General features: G+C 59.3%; 13 protein-coding genes. 3 read left to right on the top strand and 10 right to left on the bottom strand.

Annotated elements, in window-relative coordinates:
• Window positions 1-43: 43 nt before the first annotated feature.
• The 9 genes from bamA to rpsB form a co-directional block, all read right to left on the bottom strand.
• Entirely contained in the window at window positions 44-2,431 is a 2,388-nt protein-coding gene (gene bamA, locus ACA046_RS06305; protein WP_445572833.1) for an outer membrane protein assembly factor BamA, read from the bottom strand.
• Between the two features lie 74 nt (window positions 2,432-2,505).
• Window positions 2,506-3,858, bottom strand: a complete 1,353-nt coding sequence (gene rseP, locus ACA046_RS06300) for a sigma E protease regulator RseP (protein WP_459026478.1) — start codon at window positions 3,856-3,858, stop codon at window positions 2,506-2,508.
• A gap of 53 nt (window positions 3,859-3,911) precedes the next feature.
• Window positions 3,912-5,102: a 1-deoxy-D-xylulose-5-phosphate reductoisomerase gene (gene ispC, locus ACA046_RS06295; protein WP_459026476.1), complete on the bottom strand. Its 1,191-nt coding sequence runs from the start codon at window positions 5,100-5,102 to the stop codon at window positions 3,912-3,914.
• Window positions 5,099-5,905, bottom strand: a complete 807-nt coding sequence (locus ACA046_RS06290; RefSeq protein WP_076015787.1) for a phosphatidate cytidylyltransferase — start codon at window positions 5,903-5,905, stop codon at window positions 5,099-5,101. The genes ispC and ACA046_RS06290 overlap by 4 nt, the downstream gene beginning before the upstream one ends.
• A complete protein-coding gene (gene uppS / locus ACA046_RS06285; protein WP_003219323.1) occupies window positions 5,905-6,660 on the bottom strand; it encodes a polyprenyl diphosphate synthase in 756 nt (251 codons plus the stop codon). The genes ACA046_RS06290 and uppS overlap by 1 nt, the downstream gene beginning before the upstream one ends.
• Window positions 6,661-6,677: 17 nt before the next feature.
• Complete coding sequence (gene frr / locus ACA046_RS06280) at window positions 6,678-7,235, bottom strand: ribosome recycling factor (RefSeq protein ID WP_010176756.1); 558 nt, start codon at window positions 7,233-7,235, stop codon at window positions 6,678-6,680.
• A complete protein-coding gene (gene pyrH, locus ACA046_RS06275) occupies window positions 7,232-7,975 on the bottom strand; it encodes a UMP kinase (protein WP_003219327.1) in 744 nt (247 codons plus the stop codon). Before pyrH ends, frr begins: the two co-directional genes overlap by 4 nt.
• A gap of 211 nt (window positions 7,976-8,186) precedes the next feature.
• Entirely contained in the window at window positions 8,187-9,050 is an 864-nt protein-coding gene (tsf, locus tag ACA046_RS06270; RefSeq protein WP_088423000.1) for a translation elongation factor Ts, read from the bottom strand.
• 192 nt (window positions 9,051-9,242) lie between these two features.
• Window positions 9,243-9,980 carry a 30S ribosomal protein S2 gene (rpsB, locus tag ACA046_RS06265; protein ID WP_003219330.1) on the bottom strand — a complete coding sequence of 246 codons (738 nt, stop codon included), beginning with the start codon at window positions 9,978-9,980 and terminating at the stop codon, window positions 9,243-9,245.
• A 385-nt stretch (window positions 9,981-10,365) separates the two neighbouring features.
• Here rpsB and map point away from each other — a divergent pair, with 385 nt between their 5' ends.
• From map to dapC, 3 genes are all read left to right on the top strand, one after another.
• The gene (map, locus tag ACA046_RS06260) at window positions 10,366-11,148 is read left to right on the top strand and encodes a type I methionyl aminopeptidase (protein ID WP_076015789.1); all 783 of its coding nucleotides are present in this window, start codon (window positions 10,366-10,368) and stop codon (window positions 11,146-11,148) included.
• Between the two features lie 61 nt (window positions 11,149-11,209).
• Window positions 11,210-13,912, top strand: coding sequence for a [protein-PII] uridylyltransferase (locus ACA046_RS06255; RefSeq protein WP_497676113.1), 2,703 nt, complete (start codon window positions 11,210-11,212; stop codon window positions 13,910-13,912).
• 45 nt (window positions 13,913-13,957) lie between these two features.
• Window positions 13,958-15,157, top strand: a complete 1,200-nt coding sequence (dapC, locus tag ACA046_RS06250; protein WP_497676112.1) for a succinyldiaminopimelate transaminase — start codon at window positions 13,958-13,960, stop codon at window positions 15,155-15,157.
• Window positions 15,158-15,315: 158 nt separating this feature from the next.
• On the opposite strand, the gene ACA046_RS06245 is transcribed toward dapC, so the two are convergent.
• A complete protein-coding gene (locus ACA046_RS06245; RefSeq protein WP_497676111.1) occupies window positions 15,316-16,959 on the bottom strand; it encodes a Na+/H+ antiporter in 1,644 nt (547 codons plus the stop codon).
• Between the last annotated feature and the right edge of the window lie 56 nt (window positions 16,960-17,015).

Raw genomic sequence — 17,015 nt, 5'->3', positions numbered from 1 at the left:
ATGCACTCCTACAAATCCGTTGTCGTTATCTTGGGTCAGACGCTTAGAACGTCTGGCCGAGGGAGAATTGGAAAATCTGGGTTTCAGCGTTATCCGGTTTCTTGATCGGCATGGCCAGAGCAAAGCTCAATGGGCCCAGCGCCGTCACCCAGGTCACGCCCACACCGACAGAGCTTGCCAGGTTGCTCAGACTGACGTCGTTGCACTGCGTGTTGGACTTCGAGCCATTCGGGTTGGTGACCTGTTCGCACTTGGAGTCGAACACGTTACCCACATCCCAGAAGACCGAAGTACGCAGGGAACGTTGATCTTTCACGAATGGCAGCGGGAACAGGATTTCCGCACCACCCTGGATCAGCACGTTACCACCGAATGGCAGCGGGTCGTTGTCCGAGTCAGCCACAGTCCCCTGGTTACCGGTCACACCCACGCCACGGCTTGGGGTACCACGAGGGCCCAAGGTGCTGTCTTTGAAACCACGTACCGAGTTGAAACCACCCGCATAGTAGTTCTCATAGAACGGCAAGCCGCTGGTCGAACCGTAACCATCGCCATAACCCAGTTCGGTGTGCAGGCGCATGGTGTAGTTTTCGCTCAATGGCTGGAACAACTGGCCACGGTAATCAAGCTTGAAGAACGACAGGTCGCTGCCCGGCGTGGTTGCTTCCAGAGTCAGGCTCTGGGAATGGCCACGGGTCGCCAGTACGCCTTTGTTCAGGGTCGATTCCGACCAGCCGGCCGAAGCCTTGAAGTTCAGGAACTGGTCGCCTTCTTTACGCACGAAGTTGAAGATCTCATCCACGGTGTACACACCGGTCTTGATCTTGTCCTGTTGCGCGGTCAGGCCGAAGGTCAGACGCGAGGTCTCACTGATCGGGTAACCAATGTTGGCGCCAACACCCAGGCTGTCGATTGCATAGCTTGCAACGTCAACGTCGAGGTCTTTGTAGTCGGTTGTGCGGTAGAAGGCGTTGTAGCCCAGGCTCACACCGTCAGCAGTCCAGTAGGGGTCGACATAACCGAAGTTATAGCGGCTCTGGTATTCGCTTCGGGTCAGGCCGATGGAAACCTTGTTACCGGTACCGAGGAAGTTGTTCTGGGTAATCGAACCACCGAGGATCAGACCGGCACTCTGGGCGAAACCGACACTGGCGGTAATCGAACCGGAGGCTTGTTCTTCTACGGCGTAGTTCACGTCAACCTGGTCATCCACACCCGGTACAGCCGGGGTTTCAACGTTGACTTCTTTAAAGAAGCCCAGGCGCTCAAGGCGAACCTTGGACTGGTCGATCAGGTAAGTCGACGCCCAGCCACCTTCCATCTGACGCATTTCGCGACGCAGTACTTCGTCAGCAGACTTGGTGTTGCCACGGAAGTTGATGCGATTCACGTAGGCACGCTTGCCCGGGTCTACAACGAAGGTGATGTCTACCGTGTGGTCTTCGTCGTGCGGGGTCGGTACGCCGTTGACGTTGGCGAAGGTATAGCCTTCGTTACCCAGGCGACGGGTGATCAGTTCGGACGTGGTGGTCATCAGCTTGCGCGAGAACACCTGGTCTTTCTGCACCAGCAACAGGGACTTGACCTGGTCTTCAGGCACTTTCAAGTCACCGCTGAGCTTGACGTCACGAACCTTGTACTTCTCGCCTTCGTTGACGTTGACCGTGATATAGACGTGCTTTTTGTCCGGGGTGATGGACACCTGGGTCGAAGCGATATCCATGTTGATATAGCCACGGTCCAGGTAGTAGGAACGCAGGCGCTCCAGGTCACCGGACAGTTTTTCGCGAGCGTACTTGTCATCGTTCTTGAAGAACGACAGCCAGTTGGTGGTCTTGAGTTCGAACAGGTCGACCAGGTCGTCATCAGAGAACTTGGTGTTACCCACCACGTTGATGTGCTGGATCGCCGCCACGGTGCCTTCGTTGATGTTGACCTTCAGGCCGACGCGGTTACGCGGCTGCGGCACCACTTCAGTCTCGACGGTAGCCGAGTAACGGCCCTGGGCAACGTACTGGCGTTGCAGCTCGTTACGCACGCCTTCGAGGGTGGCACGCTGGAAGATCTCGCCTTCGGCAAGGCCAGATTGCTTAAGGCCTTTCATCAGGTCTTCAGTGGAGATCGCCTTGTTGCCTTCGATCTCGATACTGGCGACAGAAGGCCGCTCGACGACGGTGATGACGAGGACGTTACCTTCGCGACCCAGTTGGATATCTTGAAAGAACCCGGTTTTGAACAGCGCACGAGTGGATTCCACCAGGCGACGGTCATCAGCCTGTTCCCCGACGTTCAACGGCAAGGCACCAAAGACGCTACCCGCGGAAACCCGCTGGAGGCCGTTGACGCGAATATCGGAGATGGTGAAGGACTCGGCGTGAACTTCGGCGATCATCAATACGGTGAGAACCGCAGTTAGCAGCAGACGTTTCATGAAGTCCTTTCTTATTCCAACTGGCAATAAACAAACTGCCGCAAAATGCGGCAGATTCGCAATTCAGCGAAGCGTTACAGACGTCCCAGATCGTTGACCAGAGCTAACAACATCACCCCGACCACCAAACTGATACCGATCTGTATCCCCCAACCCTGCACCCGATCCGACAAGGGGCGACCACGCGCCCACTCGACCAGATAAAACAACAGATGCCCCCCATCCAATACTGGAATGGGCAACAAATTCAGAACCCCAAGGCTAATACTCAGATAAGCCAGGAAATTCAGGAAATCTACAACGCCCGACTGGGCAGAAGCGCCCGCCACTTTAGCAATGGTTATCGGTCCACTCAAGTTTTTTACCGAGAGCTCGCCGAACAACATTTTCTTGAGGGAATCGAGGGTCAGCACACTCATGGTCCAGGTGCGTCTCGCACCCTCGCCAATTGCCGCCAACGGCCCGAAACTGACCTCTCGCACCATCGACGGTGGCCACTCGACACCTTTAACACCGGCACCCAGGTAACCCCCGGCCGCCTTGGCTTCCCCGCGAACCGCCAGGGTTACAGGGACGTCGATTTGAGCACCATCGCGCTCAACTTTCAGCACAATTTTGGTATCAGGCCGAACACGCACCAGATCCACCACTTGCTGCCAGTCACCCAGCGCCTGGCCATCAAGGGCCAACAGGCGATCGCCGGTTTTCAGACCTGCGGCCTGGGCCGGCCCTTTCGGATCCAGCTCTGCCAGCACCGGCGGCAAGGCCGGACGCCACGGACGGATACCCAGGGACTTGATCGGATCAGGCTCATCGGAGCCCTTCAGCCAGTGGTCCAGGGTCAGCTCCCGCGGCGTTTCCGTGGTGGAGTCCTGCTCGCGCACCACCAACTTCACGATGCCGCTTTCACCCAGGCGACGCACCAACTGCAGATTGACCGCACCCCAGCCGGTGGTTGGTTCGCCATCAACTGCAACAATTTCTTGCCCGGCGGTCAGGCCAGCCTTGGCTGCCATGCTGTCCGCCTCGACCGCACCAATGACCGGCCGTACCTGCTGGCTGCCCAGCATCGCCAGGACCCAGAAGAACACCATGGCCAATAAAAAGTTGGCGATCGGGCCTGCTGCAACAATGGCGATACGCTGACGAACGGTCTTGCGATTAAAGGATTGGTCCAATTGATCAGCTGGCACTTCGCCTTCGCGCTCATCGAGCATCTTGACGTAGCCGCCCAACGGAATGGCCGCAATCACAAACTCGGTGCCGCGACGATCATGCCAACGCACCAAGGGCATGCCGAAGCCTACGGAAAAGCGCAGTACCTTGACGCCGCAACGACGCGCGACCCAGAAATGGCCGAACTCGTGGAAGGTAACCAGCACACCCAGAGCAACCAGGGTGCCGACAATCATGTAAAGCGCACTCATCTAATTTCTCCGCATTTCAATCCAGTGCCTGAAGGCTCGAAAACGCCCAAAGACTAACGCGTATTGCGGTTCAACCACTGCTCGGTCAAGGTCCGAGCCTTGGTATCTGCCTCGAACACTGCACCCAGGTCATTCACGGCGACGACGGGCTCAAGGTTTAAAACGTCCTCGATGATACTCGCGATCTGCGGAAAGCGGATGCGTCGGTCAAGAAACGCCGCCACAGCCACTTCATTGGCCGCATTCAGCATCGCCGGGGCACTGTTACCTGCCTCGGCAGCTTGCCGCGCAAGACGCAGGCAAGGGAAGCGTTGCTCGTCGGGCGCTTCGAAGTCCAGACGGGCAATGGCAAACAGATCCAACGGCGCAACACCCGAATCAATCCGCTCCGGCCACGCCAGGGCATTGGCGATCGGCGTGCGCATGTCCGGATTGCCCAACTGGGCCAATACCGAGCCATCCACGTAATCCACCAGGGAATGAATCACACTTTGCGGGTGGATCACCACCTCGACCTGATCCGGCCGGGCATCGAACAGCCAGCAGGCCTCGATAAGCTCCAGGCCTTTGTTCATCATGCTCGCTGAGTCCACCGAGATCTTGCGACCCATGGACCAGTTCGGATGAGCACACGCCTGATCAGGAGAAACATGCTCCAGATCGGCCAGCGGCGTCTGTCGGAACGGGCCGCCAGAGGCCGTCAGCAGAATCCGGCGCACACCAACCTGGCTCAACCCGCGGGCGAAATCACCGGGCATGCACTGGAAAATCGCGTTGTGTTCGCTGTCCAGCGGCAACAGCACGGCGCCGCTTTTGCGCACCGCCTGCATAAAGAGCGCACCGGACATCACCAGGGCTTCTTTATTGGCCAGCAGAATCTTCTTGCCTGCATCAACGGCCGCCAAGGTCGGACGCAAGCCGGCAGCACCGACAATCGCCGCGACGACGGTATCGACATCGGGGTCAGCCGAAACCTGGCACAACCCCTCCTCCCCCACCAATACCTGAGTCGCCAGGCCCGCAGCGCGCAGGTCATCCTGCAAGCCACGTGCGGCTGCCGCTTCGGGTACGACGGCGTATTGCGGCGCGTGTCGCACACACAGCGCCAGCAGTTCGCTCAGGCGGCTGAAGCCGGTCAATGCGAATACTTGATAACGCTCGGGATGACGGGCAATCACATCCAAAGTGCTTAGCCCCACCGAGCCGGTAGCGCCCAGCACGGTCACCTGTTGCAGGCGGCTCACGACGCAGCCATCCACAGCAGTACGGCAAAGATCGGGATCGCGGCCGTCAGGCTGTCGATGCGGTCCAGCACGCCACCGTGACCCGGCAGCAGGTTACTGCTGTCCTTGATCCCGGCCTGGCGCTTGAACATGCTTTCAGTCAGGTCACCGACCACCGAGATGAACACGACCACGGCCGCCCCCACCAGGGACAGAAGCATTTCCTTGACGGTCCAGCCACGCACTACACCGACCACCAGGGTAATCACCAGGGTCAGGGCCAGGCCGCCATACACGCCTTCCCAGCTTTTACCCGGGCTGACAGCCGGTGCCAGCTTGCGCTTGCCGAAGGCACGACCGGAGAAGTAGGCGCCGATATCAGCACCCCACACCAGCACCATCACCGCCATGATCAGCCAGTTACCCAACTGCATGTGCTTGATATAGACCAGCCCTTGCCAAGCCGGCAGCAGGATCAAAAGACCGATTACCAGCTTGCAGGCGACACTCGACCAATGGCTGCTGGTGCCTGGATAAGTCAGCACCAGATAGGTCGCCAACGCCCACCACAGCACCGCCGCACCCAGCACCCAAGGCGCCACGTCCGGCAGGATGTACATCAGGAACATCAACAGCGCCACGACAGCGGCATACACCACACGCGGCAACTGCGCAGCGAAACCAGCGAGCCGCGCCCATTCCCAGGCACCCAGTGTCACCACCAGGCCAATGAACAGCGCGAAATTTGCACCTTCAAGCAGGAAAAACCCGCACAGGGCAATAGGCAGCAGGATCAGCGCCGTGATGATTCGTTGTTTAAGCATTAAACCCGGGCTCCAGCTTCGATCTGCTCGCTCGTTTTACCGAAGCGACGCTGACGGGAAGCGAAATCGGCCAGCGCATTGCGCATGGCATCGTGTTTGAAGTCCGGCCAGAACAGGTCGGAGAAGTACAGTTCGGTATAGGCCAACTGCCACAACAGGAAGTTGCTGATGCGATGGTCGCCACCGGTACGAATGCACAGGTCCGGCAGCGGCAGGTCGCCGGTTACCAGACAGGTTTGCAACAGTTCGGGGGTGATGTCTTCGGGGCGCAAATGACCGGCTTGCACTTCCCGCGCAAGACGCTGCGCTGCCTGGGCAATATCCCACTGGCCGCCGTAATTGGCTGCGATCTGCAGCACAAAACGGTTGCTGCCGGCAGTGATCGCCTCGGCTTCGCGCATCGCTGCTTGCAGCTCCGGATGGAACCGCGAACGGTCACCGATGATGCGCAGGCTGATGTTGTTCTCGTTCAGGCGCTTGGCCTCACGACGCAGGGCCTTGAAGAACAGGTCCATCAAGGCACTGACTTCCTCGGCCGGGCGCTGCCAGTTTTCACTGGAGAACGCGAACAAGGTCAATACTTCGACCTTGGCCTCGGCGCACACCTCGATCACGGCACGCACCGCATCGACACCCGCCTTATGCCCGGCAACGCCAGGCATAAAGCGCTTCTTCGCCCAGCGATTATTCCCGTCCATGATGATCGCGACATGGCGCGGCACCACGGAGGGCACAGTCTGCTTGGTCTTTTCCATGAAGGCGTCCTGACCCCTTATACGGCCATCAGGTCCTTTTCTTTATCTTCCGTGGCCTTGGTGATCTGGGCCTCGGCATCTTTAGTCAGCTTATCGATATCGGCGACGGCACGGCGCTCTTCGTCTTCACTGATTTCCTTGTCCTTGACCAGCTTCTTCAGGTCACCCAAGGCATCACGACGAATGTTGCGCACGGCAACACGTGCATCTTCAGCTGCGCTGCGCGCCTGCTTGGTGAAGCCCTTGCGGGTTTCCTCGGTCAGGGCCGGCATGGAGATCAGCAGCAATTCGCCCAGGTTGGTCGGATTGAGGTTCAGGCCGGCGCTCTGGATGGCCTTGTCGACGGCGCCGAGCATGTTGCGCTCAAAGGCTACGACTTGCAGGGTGCGCGAATCTTTAACAGTGATGTTGGCCACTTGGGTGATGGAGGTATCAGCGCCGTAGTACGGCACCATCACGCTGCCCAGAATGCTTGGGTGAGCCTTGCCGGTACGAATCTGGCCAAATGCATGGTTCAGAGAGTCCAGGGATTTCTGCATGCGCTCTTGAGCGTCTTTTTTGATTTCGTTGATCATTGTTCGATTTCCTCGATCAGAGTCCCTTCCGCGCCGCCGTGTACGATGTTCAGCAGGGCGCCGGGCTTGTTCATGTTAAATACGCGCAGCGGCATCTTGTGGTCGCGGCACAAGCAGATTGCCGTCAGGTCCATCACGCCCAGCTTGCGATCCAGCACTTCATCATAAGTCAGATGATCGAACTTCTCGGCATGCGGGTCTTTGAATGGGTCTGCAGTGTAAACACCGTCAACCTTGGTGGCTTTGAGCACCACGTCCGCGTTGATCTCGATACCACGCAGGCAAGCTGCCGAATCGGTGGTAAAGAACGGGTTGCCGGTACCGGCAGCAAAAATCACTACCTCTTTGGCATCCAGGTGACGCATGGCTTTGCGACGATCATAGTGATCCGTTACGCCAACCATGGAAATAGCCGACATGACGATGGCGGTGATGTTGGCGCGCTCGAGGGCGTCACGCATCGCCAGGGCGTTCATCACAGTGGCCAGCATGCCCATGTGGTCGCCTGTCACCCGATCCATGCCAGCAGCGCTCAGTGCCGCACCGCGGAACAGGTTGCCGCCGCCGATCACCAGACCGACCTGAACACCGATACCGACCAGTTGGCCGACTTCCAGCGCCATGCGATCGAGCACTTTGGGATCGATCCCAAACTCTTCCGAGCCCATCAGGGCCTCGCCGCTAAGCTTGAGTAGAATGCGTTTATAGCGAGCCTGATGACCACTGCCCTGCTGAGCCATTGCGAATCTCTCCTGCGGCGTATTTTTTGAAAATTCTTGGCAAGCCGTTTACGGCCTGCGTTCACTCTAGCTTGACGCTGTCACAGCGCCATCGGAACACGGCTTTGTAAGCCAGTTCCAAAGGGAAACCAATAAAAATCGATCACCCCATTTGAAAAGAGGCTGCGCGCGTGAGCGGGCAGCCTCTTTTGGGCGACAGTTGAAAACTGTCTTACTGCTTGGCGGCAGCCAGCTGGGCAGCAACTTCTTCAGCGAAGTTGTCGACCGGCTTCTCGATACCGTCGCCTACTTTGTAGTAAGTGAAGGAAACGATTTCAGCACCGGCTTTCTTGGCCAGTTCGCCAACCTTGATTTCAGGGTTCTTGACGAACGCCTGCTCAACCAGGGAAGCCTCAGCCAGGAACTTGCTGATGCGGCCTTTGATCATGTTTTCAACGATGTTTTCCGGCTTGCCGGCGATTTTGTCAGCGTTGAGGCTCAGGAACACGGCTTTTTCGCGTTCGATTGCTTCAGCGGACACTTCCGATGGCAGCAGGAATTCAGGGTTGCTGGCCGCTACGTGCATAGCGATGTCTTTGGCCAGTTCAACGTTGCCGCCTTTAAGGGCAACCACAACGCCGATCTTGTTACCGTGCAGGTAACCACCGACAACATCACCTTCAACGCGAGCCAGGCGACGGATGTTGACGTTTTCGCCAACTTTGCCGACCAGTACCAGGCGAGCAGCTTCTTGAGCTTCGATCAACGGAGCGACGTCAGTCAGCTTGTCAGCGAACGCTTTTTCAACGCTTGCAGCAACAAATGCCTTGAAGTCGTCCTGCAGAGCCAGGAAGTCGGTCTGCGAGTTCACTTCCAGCAGAACGGCGGTTTTACCGTCTTCTTTAAGAGCGATAGCGCCTTCAGCAGCTACGTTGCCTGCTTTCTTGGCAGCCTTGATGGCGCCCGAAGCACGCATGTCATCAATGGCTTTTTCGATGTCGCCGCCGGCCTTGGTCAAGGCCTTTTTGCAATCCATCATGCCTTCGCCGGTACGCTCACGCAGTTCTTTAACCAACGCTGCAGTAATCTCTGCCATTTTCAAAATCCTCTTGGATAGGTTTTCAACCATTCCACCCGATTGAACGGGCGATCAATTCTTCCCGAATCACCCTTGTAGGCCGCTGCACGTTACAGATGTTGTAGCTGCGCTGCCGACAAATGGTTTTCGAGGTGGCAAAAAGGGGGCCAAGCCCCCTTTTTGCTTACTGAGTCAACGCCAAGGCGTCAGTTACTCAGCTGCTGCTACCGGAGCTTCTTCAACGAACTGCTCGGTGCCGCCAGCAACGTGGTTGCGGCCACGGATTACAGCGTCAGCCATCGAACCCATGTACAGCTGGATAGCGCGGATTGCGTCATCGTTGCCTGGGATGATGTAGTCAACGCCTTCCGGGCTGCTGTTGGTATCGACTACGCCGATAACCGGGATGCCCAGCTTGTTGGCTTCGGTGATCGCGATGCGCTCGTGATCAACGTCGATAACGAACAGTGCGTCAGGCAGACCGCCCATGTCCTTGATACCACCCAGGGAACGATCGAGCTTTTCCAGATCGCGAGTGCGCATCAGCGCCTCTTTCTTGGTCAGCTTGGCGAAAGTACCGTCTTCGGCTTGCACTTCAAGGTCACGCAGACGCTTGATGGAAGCACGGATGGTTTTGAAGTTGGTCAGCATGCCGCCCAACCAGCGATGATCGACGTACGGCGAACCGCAACGTGCTGCTTCTTCAGCAACGATCTTGCCAGCGGAACGCTTGGTGCCGACGAACAGAATCTTGTTTTTGCCCTGGGCCAGGCGCTCTACGAAAGTCAGAGCTTCGTTGAACATTGGCAGGGTTTTTTCAAGGTTGATGATGTGGATCTTGTTACGCGCGCCGAAAATGTACTTACCCATTTTCGGGTTCCAGTAACGGGTCTGGTGACCGAAGTGCACACCGGCCTTCAGCATATCGCGCATGTTGACTTGGGACATGATAGTTCCTTAATAAGTCGGGTTTGGCCTCCACGTATCCCAATGACCAACCAGCGGCATTCGCCTCCGGCACCCAGGTCATCGTGTCGACACGTGTGTGGATTTAAGCTTTGCGGGGTATCCCCGGAAAGCGGCGCATTTTATACCATAGAGCTTGCAAAAACGAAACCCGCAATCACATTTGCCGTCAGTCGCTTTTGCCTAAGCCTTTGAATAGAGCAAGAATGCCCCCATCCTTATAGACAGAAGCGATCGCCAGACGCGCATGGTTTCACCCCTGCGTCTGCTAGAATCGCGTTTTTTGGGCTTGTGCGAATTCTGCAACCTTTTGTCGCACACCCGTAAACCGTATTGATTTCAGCGCGTCGCGCTAGAGAGAGCCTGTATGACCGTAACCCTCAAAACCGCCGAAGACATCGCTGGCATGCGCGTTGCCGGCAAACTGGCTGCCGACGTGCTGGAAATGATCGCCGAACACGTCAAGCCCGGCGTCACCACCGAAGCGCTGGACCGCATTTGCCACGACTATATCGTCGACGTGCAAAAGGCCATCCCTGCGCCGCTGAACTACAAGGGTTTCCCCAAGTCGATCTGCACCTCGATCAACCACGTGGTGTGCCACGGGATTCCCGGCGACAAGCCGCTGAAAGACGGTGACACCCTGAACATCGACGTCACCGTCATCAAGGACGGCTACCACGGCGACACCAGCCGCATGTTCCACGTCGGCTCCGTGCCGGTCTGGGCCGAGCGCCTGTCGCAAGTGACCCAGGAATGCATGTACAAGGCCATCGAGATCGTCAAGCCTGGCTGCCGCCTGGGCGACATCGGTGAAATCATCCAGAAGCACGCTGAAAAGAACGGCTTCTCGGTGGTGCGTGAATTCTGCGGCCACGGCATCGGCAAAGTGTTCCACGAAGAGCCGCAGATCCTGCACTACGGCCGTGCCGGCACCGGCATGGAACTGAAGGCAGGCATGACCTTCACCATCGAGCCGATGATCAATCAGGGCAAGGCCGACACCAAGGTACTGGGCGACGGCTGGACCGCCATCACCAAGGACCGCAAGCTCTCGGCCCAATGGGAACACACCCTGCTGGTGACCGACACCGGCTACGAGATTTTCACCCTGCGTGCCGACGACACGATTCCTCGCGTTTCGGCGTAATGTTTGCACCGGTTTTCTAATAGCAACGCTGTGACCCATAGATAGAAAGGAAAACCGATCGATGCCCCAGGTGGATCCCGAACTCTTCGACCGTGGCCAGTTCCAGGCGGAACTGGCGCTGAAGGCCAGCCCCATCGCCGCCTTCAAGAAGGCCATTCGTCAGGCCCGCGAGGTGCTCGACGAGCGCTTCCGCACGGGCCGGGACATCCGGCGGTTGATCGAGGACCGCGCCTGGTTCGTCGACAATATCCTGCAAAAGGCCTGGGAACAGTTCAACTGGAGTGAAGACGCCGATATCGCCCTGGTGGCGGTCGGCGGCTACGGCCGTGGCGAACTGCACCCCTACTCCGATATCGACCTGCTGATTTTGCTGGACAGCGCCGATCACGAGATTTTTCGCGATTCCATCGAGCGTTTTCTGACCCTGTTGTGGGACATCGGCCTCGAGGTCGGCCAAAGCGTACGTTCAGTGGACGAATGCGCCCAGGAAGCCCGCGCCGACCTGACGGTGATCACCAACCTGATGGAAAGCCGCACCATCGCCGGCCCCGAGCGCCTGCGCCAGCGCATGCTGGAAGTCACCAGCACCGCGCGCATGTGGCCGAGCAAGGATTTCTTCCTAGCCAAGCGTGCCGAACAGAAAGCCCGGCACCACAAATACAACGACACCGAATACAACCTGGAGCCCAACGTCAAAGGCTCCCCCGGTGGACTGCGGGATATCCAGACGATTTTGTGGGTCGCCCGCCGTCAATACGGCACCCTGAACCTGCGCGCCCTGGCCGGGGAAGGCTTCCTGGTAGAGAGCGAAAACGCCCTGCTGGCCTCCTCCCAGGAATTCCTGTGGAAAGTGCGCTACGCGTTGCACATGCTGGCCGGCCGCTCCGAAGACCGCCTGCTGTTCGATCACCAGCGCTCCATCGCCACCTTGCTGGGGTTTGAAGGCGAAGACGCAAAGACCAGCATCGAAAGCTTCATGCAGCAGTACTACCGGGTGGTGATGAGCATTGCCCAGCTCAGCGACCTGATCATCCAGCATTTCGAAGAAGTGATCCTGGCCCCGGAAGACGAAGCACCGCCGCAGCAGATCAACTCGCGCTTCCAGCTCCACGATGGCTACATCGAGGCTCGCAACGACAACGTGTTCAAACGCACGCCGTTCGCCATGCTGGAAATCTTCGTATTGATGGCCCAGCAGCCGGAAATCAAAGGCGTACGCGCCGACACCATTCGCTTGCTGCGGGAAAACCGTCACCTGATCGACGACGACTTCCGTAACGACATTCGCAACACCAGCCTGTTTATCGAGCTGTTCAAGTGCAAGATCGGCATCCACCGCAACCTGCGGCGCATGAACCGCTACGGGATCCTCGGGCGTTACCTGCCGGAGTTCGGCTTTATCGTCGGGCAGATGCAGCACGACCTGTTCCACATCTATACGGTGGACGCCCATACCCTGAACCTGATCAAGCACCTGCGTAAGTTGCAGTACACCCAGGTGTCAGAGAAATTCCCGCTGGCCAGCAAGCTCATGGCGCGGCTGCCGAAGCCTGAATTGATCTACCTCGCGGGCCTGTACCACGACATCGGCAAGGGCCGTCACGGCGACCACTCGGAAATCGGTGCCGTGGACGCCGAGGCGTTCTGCCAGCTCCACCAGTTGCCGCTGTGGGACAGCCGCCTGATTGTATGGCTGGTGCAAAACCACCTGGTGATGTCCACCACCGCCCAGCGCAAGGACTTGTCCGACCCGCAGGTGATCCATGACTTCGCCCTGGCCGTCGGCGACGAAACCCGCCTCGACTACCTCTACGTGCTCACCGTCTCCGACATCAATGCCACCAACCCGACGCTGTGGAATTCCTGGCGCGCCAGCCTGTTGCGCCAGCTCTACACCGAGACCAAGCGCGCGCTGCGTCGCGGCCTGGAGAACCCGGTGGACCGCGAAGAGCAGATCCGCCGCACCCAAAGCGCGGCCCTGGATATTTTGGTGCGTGGCGGCAACGACCCGGACGACGTCGAGCAACTCTGGTCGCAGCTGGGCGACGACTACTTCCTGCGCCACACCGCCGGCGATGTAGCCTGGCACAGCGACGCGATCCTGCAGCAGCCGGCCGATGGCGGGCCGCTGGTGCTGATCAAGGAAACCACCCAGCGCGAGTTCGAGGGCGGCACGCAGATCTTCATCTACGCCCCCGACCAGCACGACTTCTTCGCCGTGACGGTGGCCGCGATGGACCAGCTCAACCTGAACATTCACGACGCCCGGGTGATCACCTCCAGCAGCCAGTTCACCCTCGACACCTACATCGTGCTCGACACGGAAGGCGAGTCCATCGGCGACAACCCGGAGCGGGTGAAAAAGATCCGCAAAGGCCTCACCGACGCGCTGCGTAATCCTGACGACTACCCGACCATCATCCAACGCCGGGTACCGCGCCAGCTCAAGCACTTTGCGTTTGCCCCCGAAGTCACCATCCACAACGACGCCCAGCGCCCGGTGACGGTGCTGGAACTCAGCGCACCGGACCGCCCGGGCCTGTTGGCGCGGATCGGCACGATCTTCCTGGAGTTCGACCTGTCGTTGCAGAACGCCAAGATTGCGACCCTGGGCGAACGGGTGGAAGACGTGTTCTTTATTACCGATGCCGACAACCAGCCGCTTTCCGACCCTGAACTGTGCCGACGCTTGCAGGAAGCCATCGTCCAGCAGTTGAGCGTCAATCAGGAGAGCGGCGTCGAGATGTCACGCTTGAGCATCTGACCGACCGCCATTTTCAGCTTCCAATGAATTGAACGAGATTTATCGATGAACAATGCCCTGAACCAGTTGCAGCCCTACCCGTTCGAGAAATTGCGCGTCCTGCTGGGCAGCGTCACGCCGAACCCGGACAAGCGTCCGATCGCCCTCTCCATCGGCGAGCCGAAGCATACATCCCCGCAGTTCGTCGCCGACGCGCTGGCCAACAACCTGGACCAGATGGCGGTGTACCCGACCACCCTGGGCATTCCCGCCCTGCGCGAAGCCATTGGCGCCTGGTGCGAACGTCGTTTCAGCGTGCCCAAGGGCTGGCTGGATCCGGCGCGCAACATCCTGCCGGTGAACGGCACCCGTGAAGCGCTGTTCGCCTTCACCCAGACCGTGGTCAACCGTGGCGACGACGCGCTGGTGGTCAGCCCGAACCCGTTCTATCAGATCTACGAAGGCGCGGCGTTCCTCGCCGGGGCCAAGCCGCATTACCTGCCGTGCCTGGATGAAAACGGCTTCAACCCGGATTTCGACGCCGTGTCGCCGGACATCTGGAAACGCTGCCAGATCCTGTTCCTGTGCTCGCCAGGCAACCCGACCGGCGCACTGATTCCCGTCGACACCCTGAAAAAACTGATCGCCCTGGCCGACGAATACGACTTCGTGATCGCCGCCGACGAGTGCTACAGCGAGTTGTACTTCGACGAACAAACCCCGCCGCCGGGCCTGCTCAGTGCCTGCGTTGAACTGGGTCGCCAGGACTTCAAGCGTTGCGTGGTGTTCCACAGCCTGTCCAAGCGCTCCAACCTGCCGGGCCTGCGTTCGGGCTTTGTGGCCGGCGATGCCGAAATCCTCAAGGGTTTCCTGCTGTACCGCACCTACCACGGTTGCGCGATGCCGGTGCAAACCCAACTGGCGAGCATCGCCGCCTGGCAGGACGAAGCCCACGTGCAGGCCAACCGTGATCTGTACCGGGAGAAGTTCGATGCCGTGCTGGCGATCCTGAAGCCGGTGCTGGACGTGCAAAACCCGGACGGCGGGTTCTACCTGTGGCCGAACGTGAGTGGCGACGATGCGGCGTTCTGCCGGGACTTGTTCGTGGAAGAACACGTGACCGTGGTACCGGGCTCGTACCTGTCGCGGGAAGTGGACGGGGTCAACCCGGGCGCCGGGCGTGTGCGCCTGGCGCTGGTTGCGCCGTTGGCCGAGTGTGTGGAAGCAGCGACGCGGATTCGCGACTTCATCACTCGCAATAAATAATTGCTCTGAATGTGGCGAGGGAGCTTGCTCCCGCTCGGCTGCGCAGCAGCCGTAAACCGGCTGACGCTGTTGCCCTGCATGAATGAAGTCGCCAGCGTTGGGGCGACTTCGTCACCCAGCGGGAGCAAGCTCCCTCGCCACAAGTAAGCACCGCGGTGTTATTTGACGTGACCCAGATTCTCCTCGCTCATATCCAGATCCGCCAACACCTCCCGTAGCACGTCATCACCAATCTGGTGGTGACGGCTCAGGCTATACAGCTCCAGACGCTGCGCCCGCAGGGCGTTGAGCCGCAACTTGCGCTCCAGTTGGTCCATCTGAAACGCCAGCGCCTGGGCTTCGGCCGAATCATTGAACACCTCCAATTGATGACGATACTCCGACATCAACCGCGCCTTGAGCTCGGTGGCCAAGGCTGCCTGGGCGGCATCCAGAGGTGCAGCTTCAGCGGGCTCTTCGGTTTCGAGCGCATGGATAGCCGCCACGGCGGTCTTCTTCCAGGCCTCGCGCACTTCATTGTGGCGTTTCTCATCCGGGCTCTTCTCGATGCCGCGCAACAGCAGCGGCAAAGCGATGCAGGCCGCGACGAGCGACAGCAGGATCACACCGGCGGCGATGAAGATCAGCAGGTCGCGCTCCGGAAACGCTTCACCGGGAGCCAGCAGCAACGGCACCGACATCACACCCGCCAGGGTCACCGCACCACGCACCCCACCCACGGTCAACAGCCAGCAGGAACGGGCCGTTGGTACCAGCGTCAGCTCACTTTTCCCACGCAGGCAGCGCAGCAATCCCGACAGGCGCCAGATGCTTTGCACCCAGATAAACCGCAACACCACCAGCACCAGGAAAATCGCGATAACGTCCAGGCAGCGATACAGCAACGTCGGCCATAGGGTAGGTTCATGGCTGACCACCGCCTTGATGATGTCCGGCAATTGCAGGCCCAGCAGCAGGAAGATCAGACCGTTGAAGGCAAACTCCAGCAGCGACCAGACACTGCGGTTGAGCAACCGGGTGCTGGTCTGGCGCGGCAGCAGGTCGAGCCAGCTTTGCATCATCCCCGCGGCCACCGCCGACAAGATCCCCGAGGCGCCAAGGCGTTCGGCCAGCACGTAGGCAGCGAACGGCAGCAGCAACATGAACACCACGTGCGTCGCCGGGTCGTCCCAACCCCGGGCAATCATCCAGGACCGCAGGCGGCCCACCAGCCAGCTCAACGCCACGCCAATGGCCAGGCCACCGACGGCTACCAGCACAAATGTCAGGCTGGCATTGGCCAGGGAGAACACCCCGGTCACCGCCGCCACCAGGGCAAACTTGAAGGTCACCAGGCCCGACGCGTCATTCATCAGCGCCTCGCCCTGAAGCATATGCATCAAAGGCGTCGGCAAGCGGTTCTGGGAAATGGCTGACACCGCCACGGCATCCGTCGGCGACAGCACGGCCGCCAGGGCGAAGGCCACCGGCAGTGGGATACTCGGCAACAACCAATGAATGAAGTACCCGGCACCGACCACGGTGAACAGCACCAGGCCCACCGCCAGCGTCAGGATCGGCCCGCGCAGGCGCCACAATTCTCGCTTGGGCATGCGCCAGCCATCGGAGAACAGCAGCGGCGGCAGAAACAGGAACAGAAACAACTCAGGGTCCAGGGCCACGTGCAGCCCGAGGGTCGGCCAGGCCAGCAAGGCACCGGCGGCGATCTGCACCAGTGGCAACGGCAGTGGGATGATACGCCCGACAAGGCGCGAAACGCTGACCAGCATCAGCAGGATAAGTACGGTGTAGGCGGTTTGCATAACGCGGGATTCCCAGACAATCAACTTGCAACAACACACATCAGGCAACAACTCGC

The sequence above is a fragment of the Pseudomonas sp. LBUM1641 genome, assembly GCF_059716235.1.
This window is presented reverse-complemented; position numbering and strand designations above follow the sequence as displayed.

Excerpts from the sequence above, each read along its gene's own strand:
- bamA (WP_445572833.1), bottom strand. The coding sequence starts at position 2,431 with ATGAAACGTCTGCTGCTAACTGCGGTTCTCACCGTATTGATGATCGCC.
- rseP (WP_459026478.1), bottom strand. The coding sequence starts at position 3,858 with ATGAGTGCGCTTTACATGATTGTCGGCACCCTGGTTGCTCTGGGTGTG.
- ACA046_RS06290 (WP_076015787.1), bottom strand. The coding sequence starts at position 5,905 with ATGCTTAAACAACGAATCATCACGGCGCTGATCCTGCTGCCTATTGCC.
- uppS (WP_003219323.1), bottom strand. The coding sequence starts at position 6,660 with ATGGAAAAGACCAAGCAGACTGTGCCCTCCGTGGTGCCGCGCCATGTC.
- frr (WP_010176756.1), bottom strand. The coding sequence starts at position 7,235 with ATGATCAACGAAATCAAAAAAGACGCTCAAGAGCGCATGCAGAAATCC.
- pyrH (WP_003219327.1), bottom strand. The coding sequence starts at position 7,975 with ATGGCTCAGCAGGGCAGTGGTCATCAGGCTCGCTATAAACGCATTCTA.
- tsf (WP_088423000.1), bottom strand. The coding sequence starts at position 9,050 with ATGGCAGAGATTACTGCAGCGTTGGTTAAAGAACTGCGTGAGCGTACC.
- rpsB (WP_003219330.1), bottom strand. The coding sequence starts at position 9,980 with ATGTCCCAAGTCAACATGCGCGATATGCTGAAGGCCGGTGTGCACTTC.
- map (WP_076015789.1), top strand. The coding sequence starts at position 10,366 with ATGACCGTAACCCTCAAAACCGCCGAAGACATCGCTGGCATGCGCGTT.
- ACA046_RS06255 (WP_497676113.1), top strand. The coding sequence starts at position 11,210 with ATGCCCCAGGTGGATCCCGAACTCTTCGACCGTGGCCAGTTCCAGGCG.
- dapC (WP_497676112.1), top strand. The coding sequence starts at position 13,958 with ATGAACAATGCCCTGAACCAGTTGCAGCCCTACCCGTTCGAGAAATTG.
- ACA046_RS06245 (WP_497676111.1), bottom strand. The coding sequence starts at position 16,959 with ATGCAAACCGCCTACACCGTACTTATCCTGCTGATGCTGGTCAGCGTT.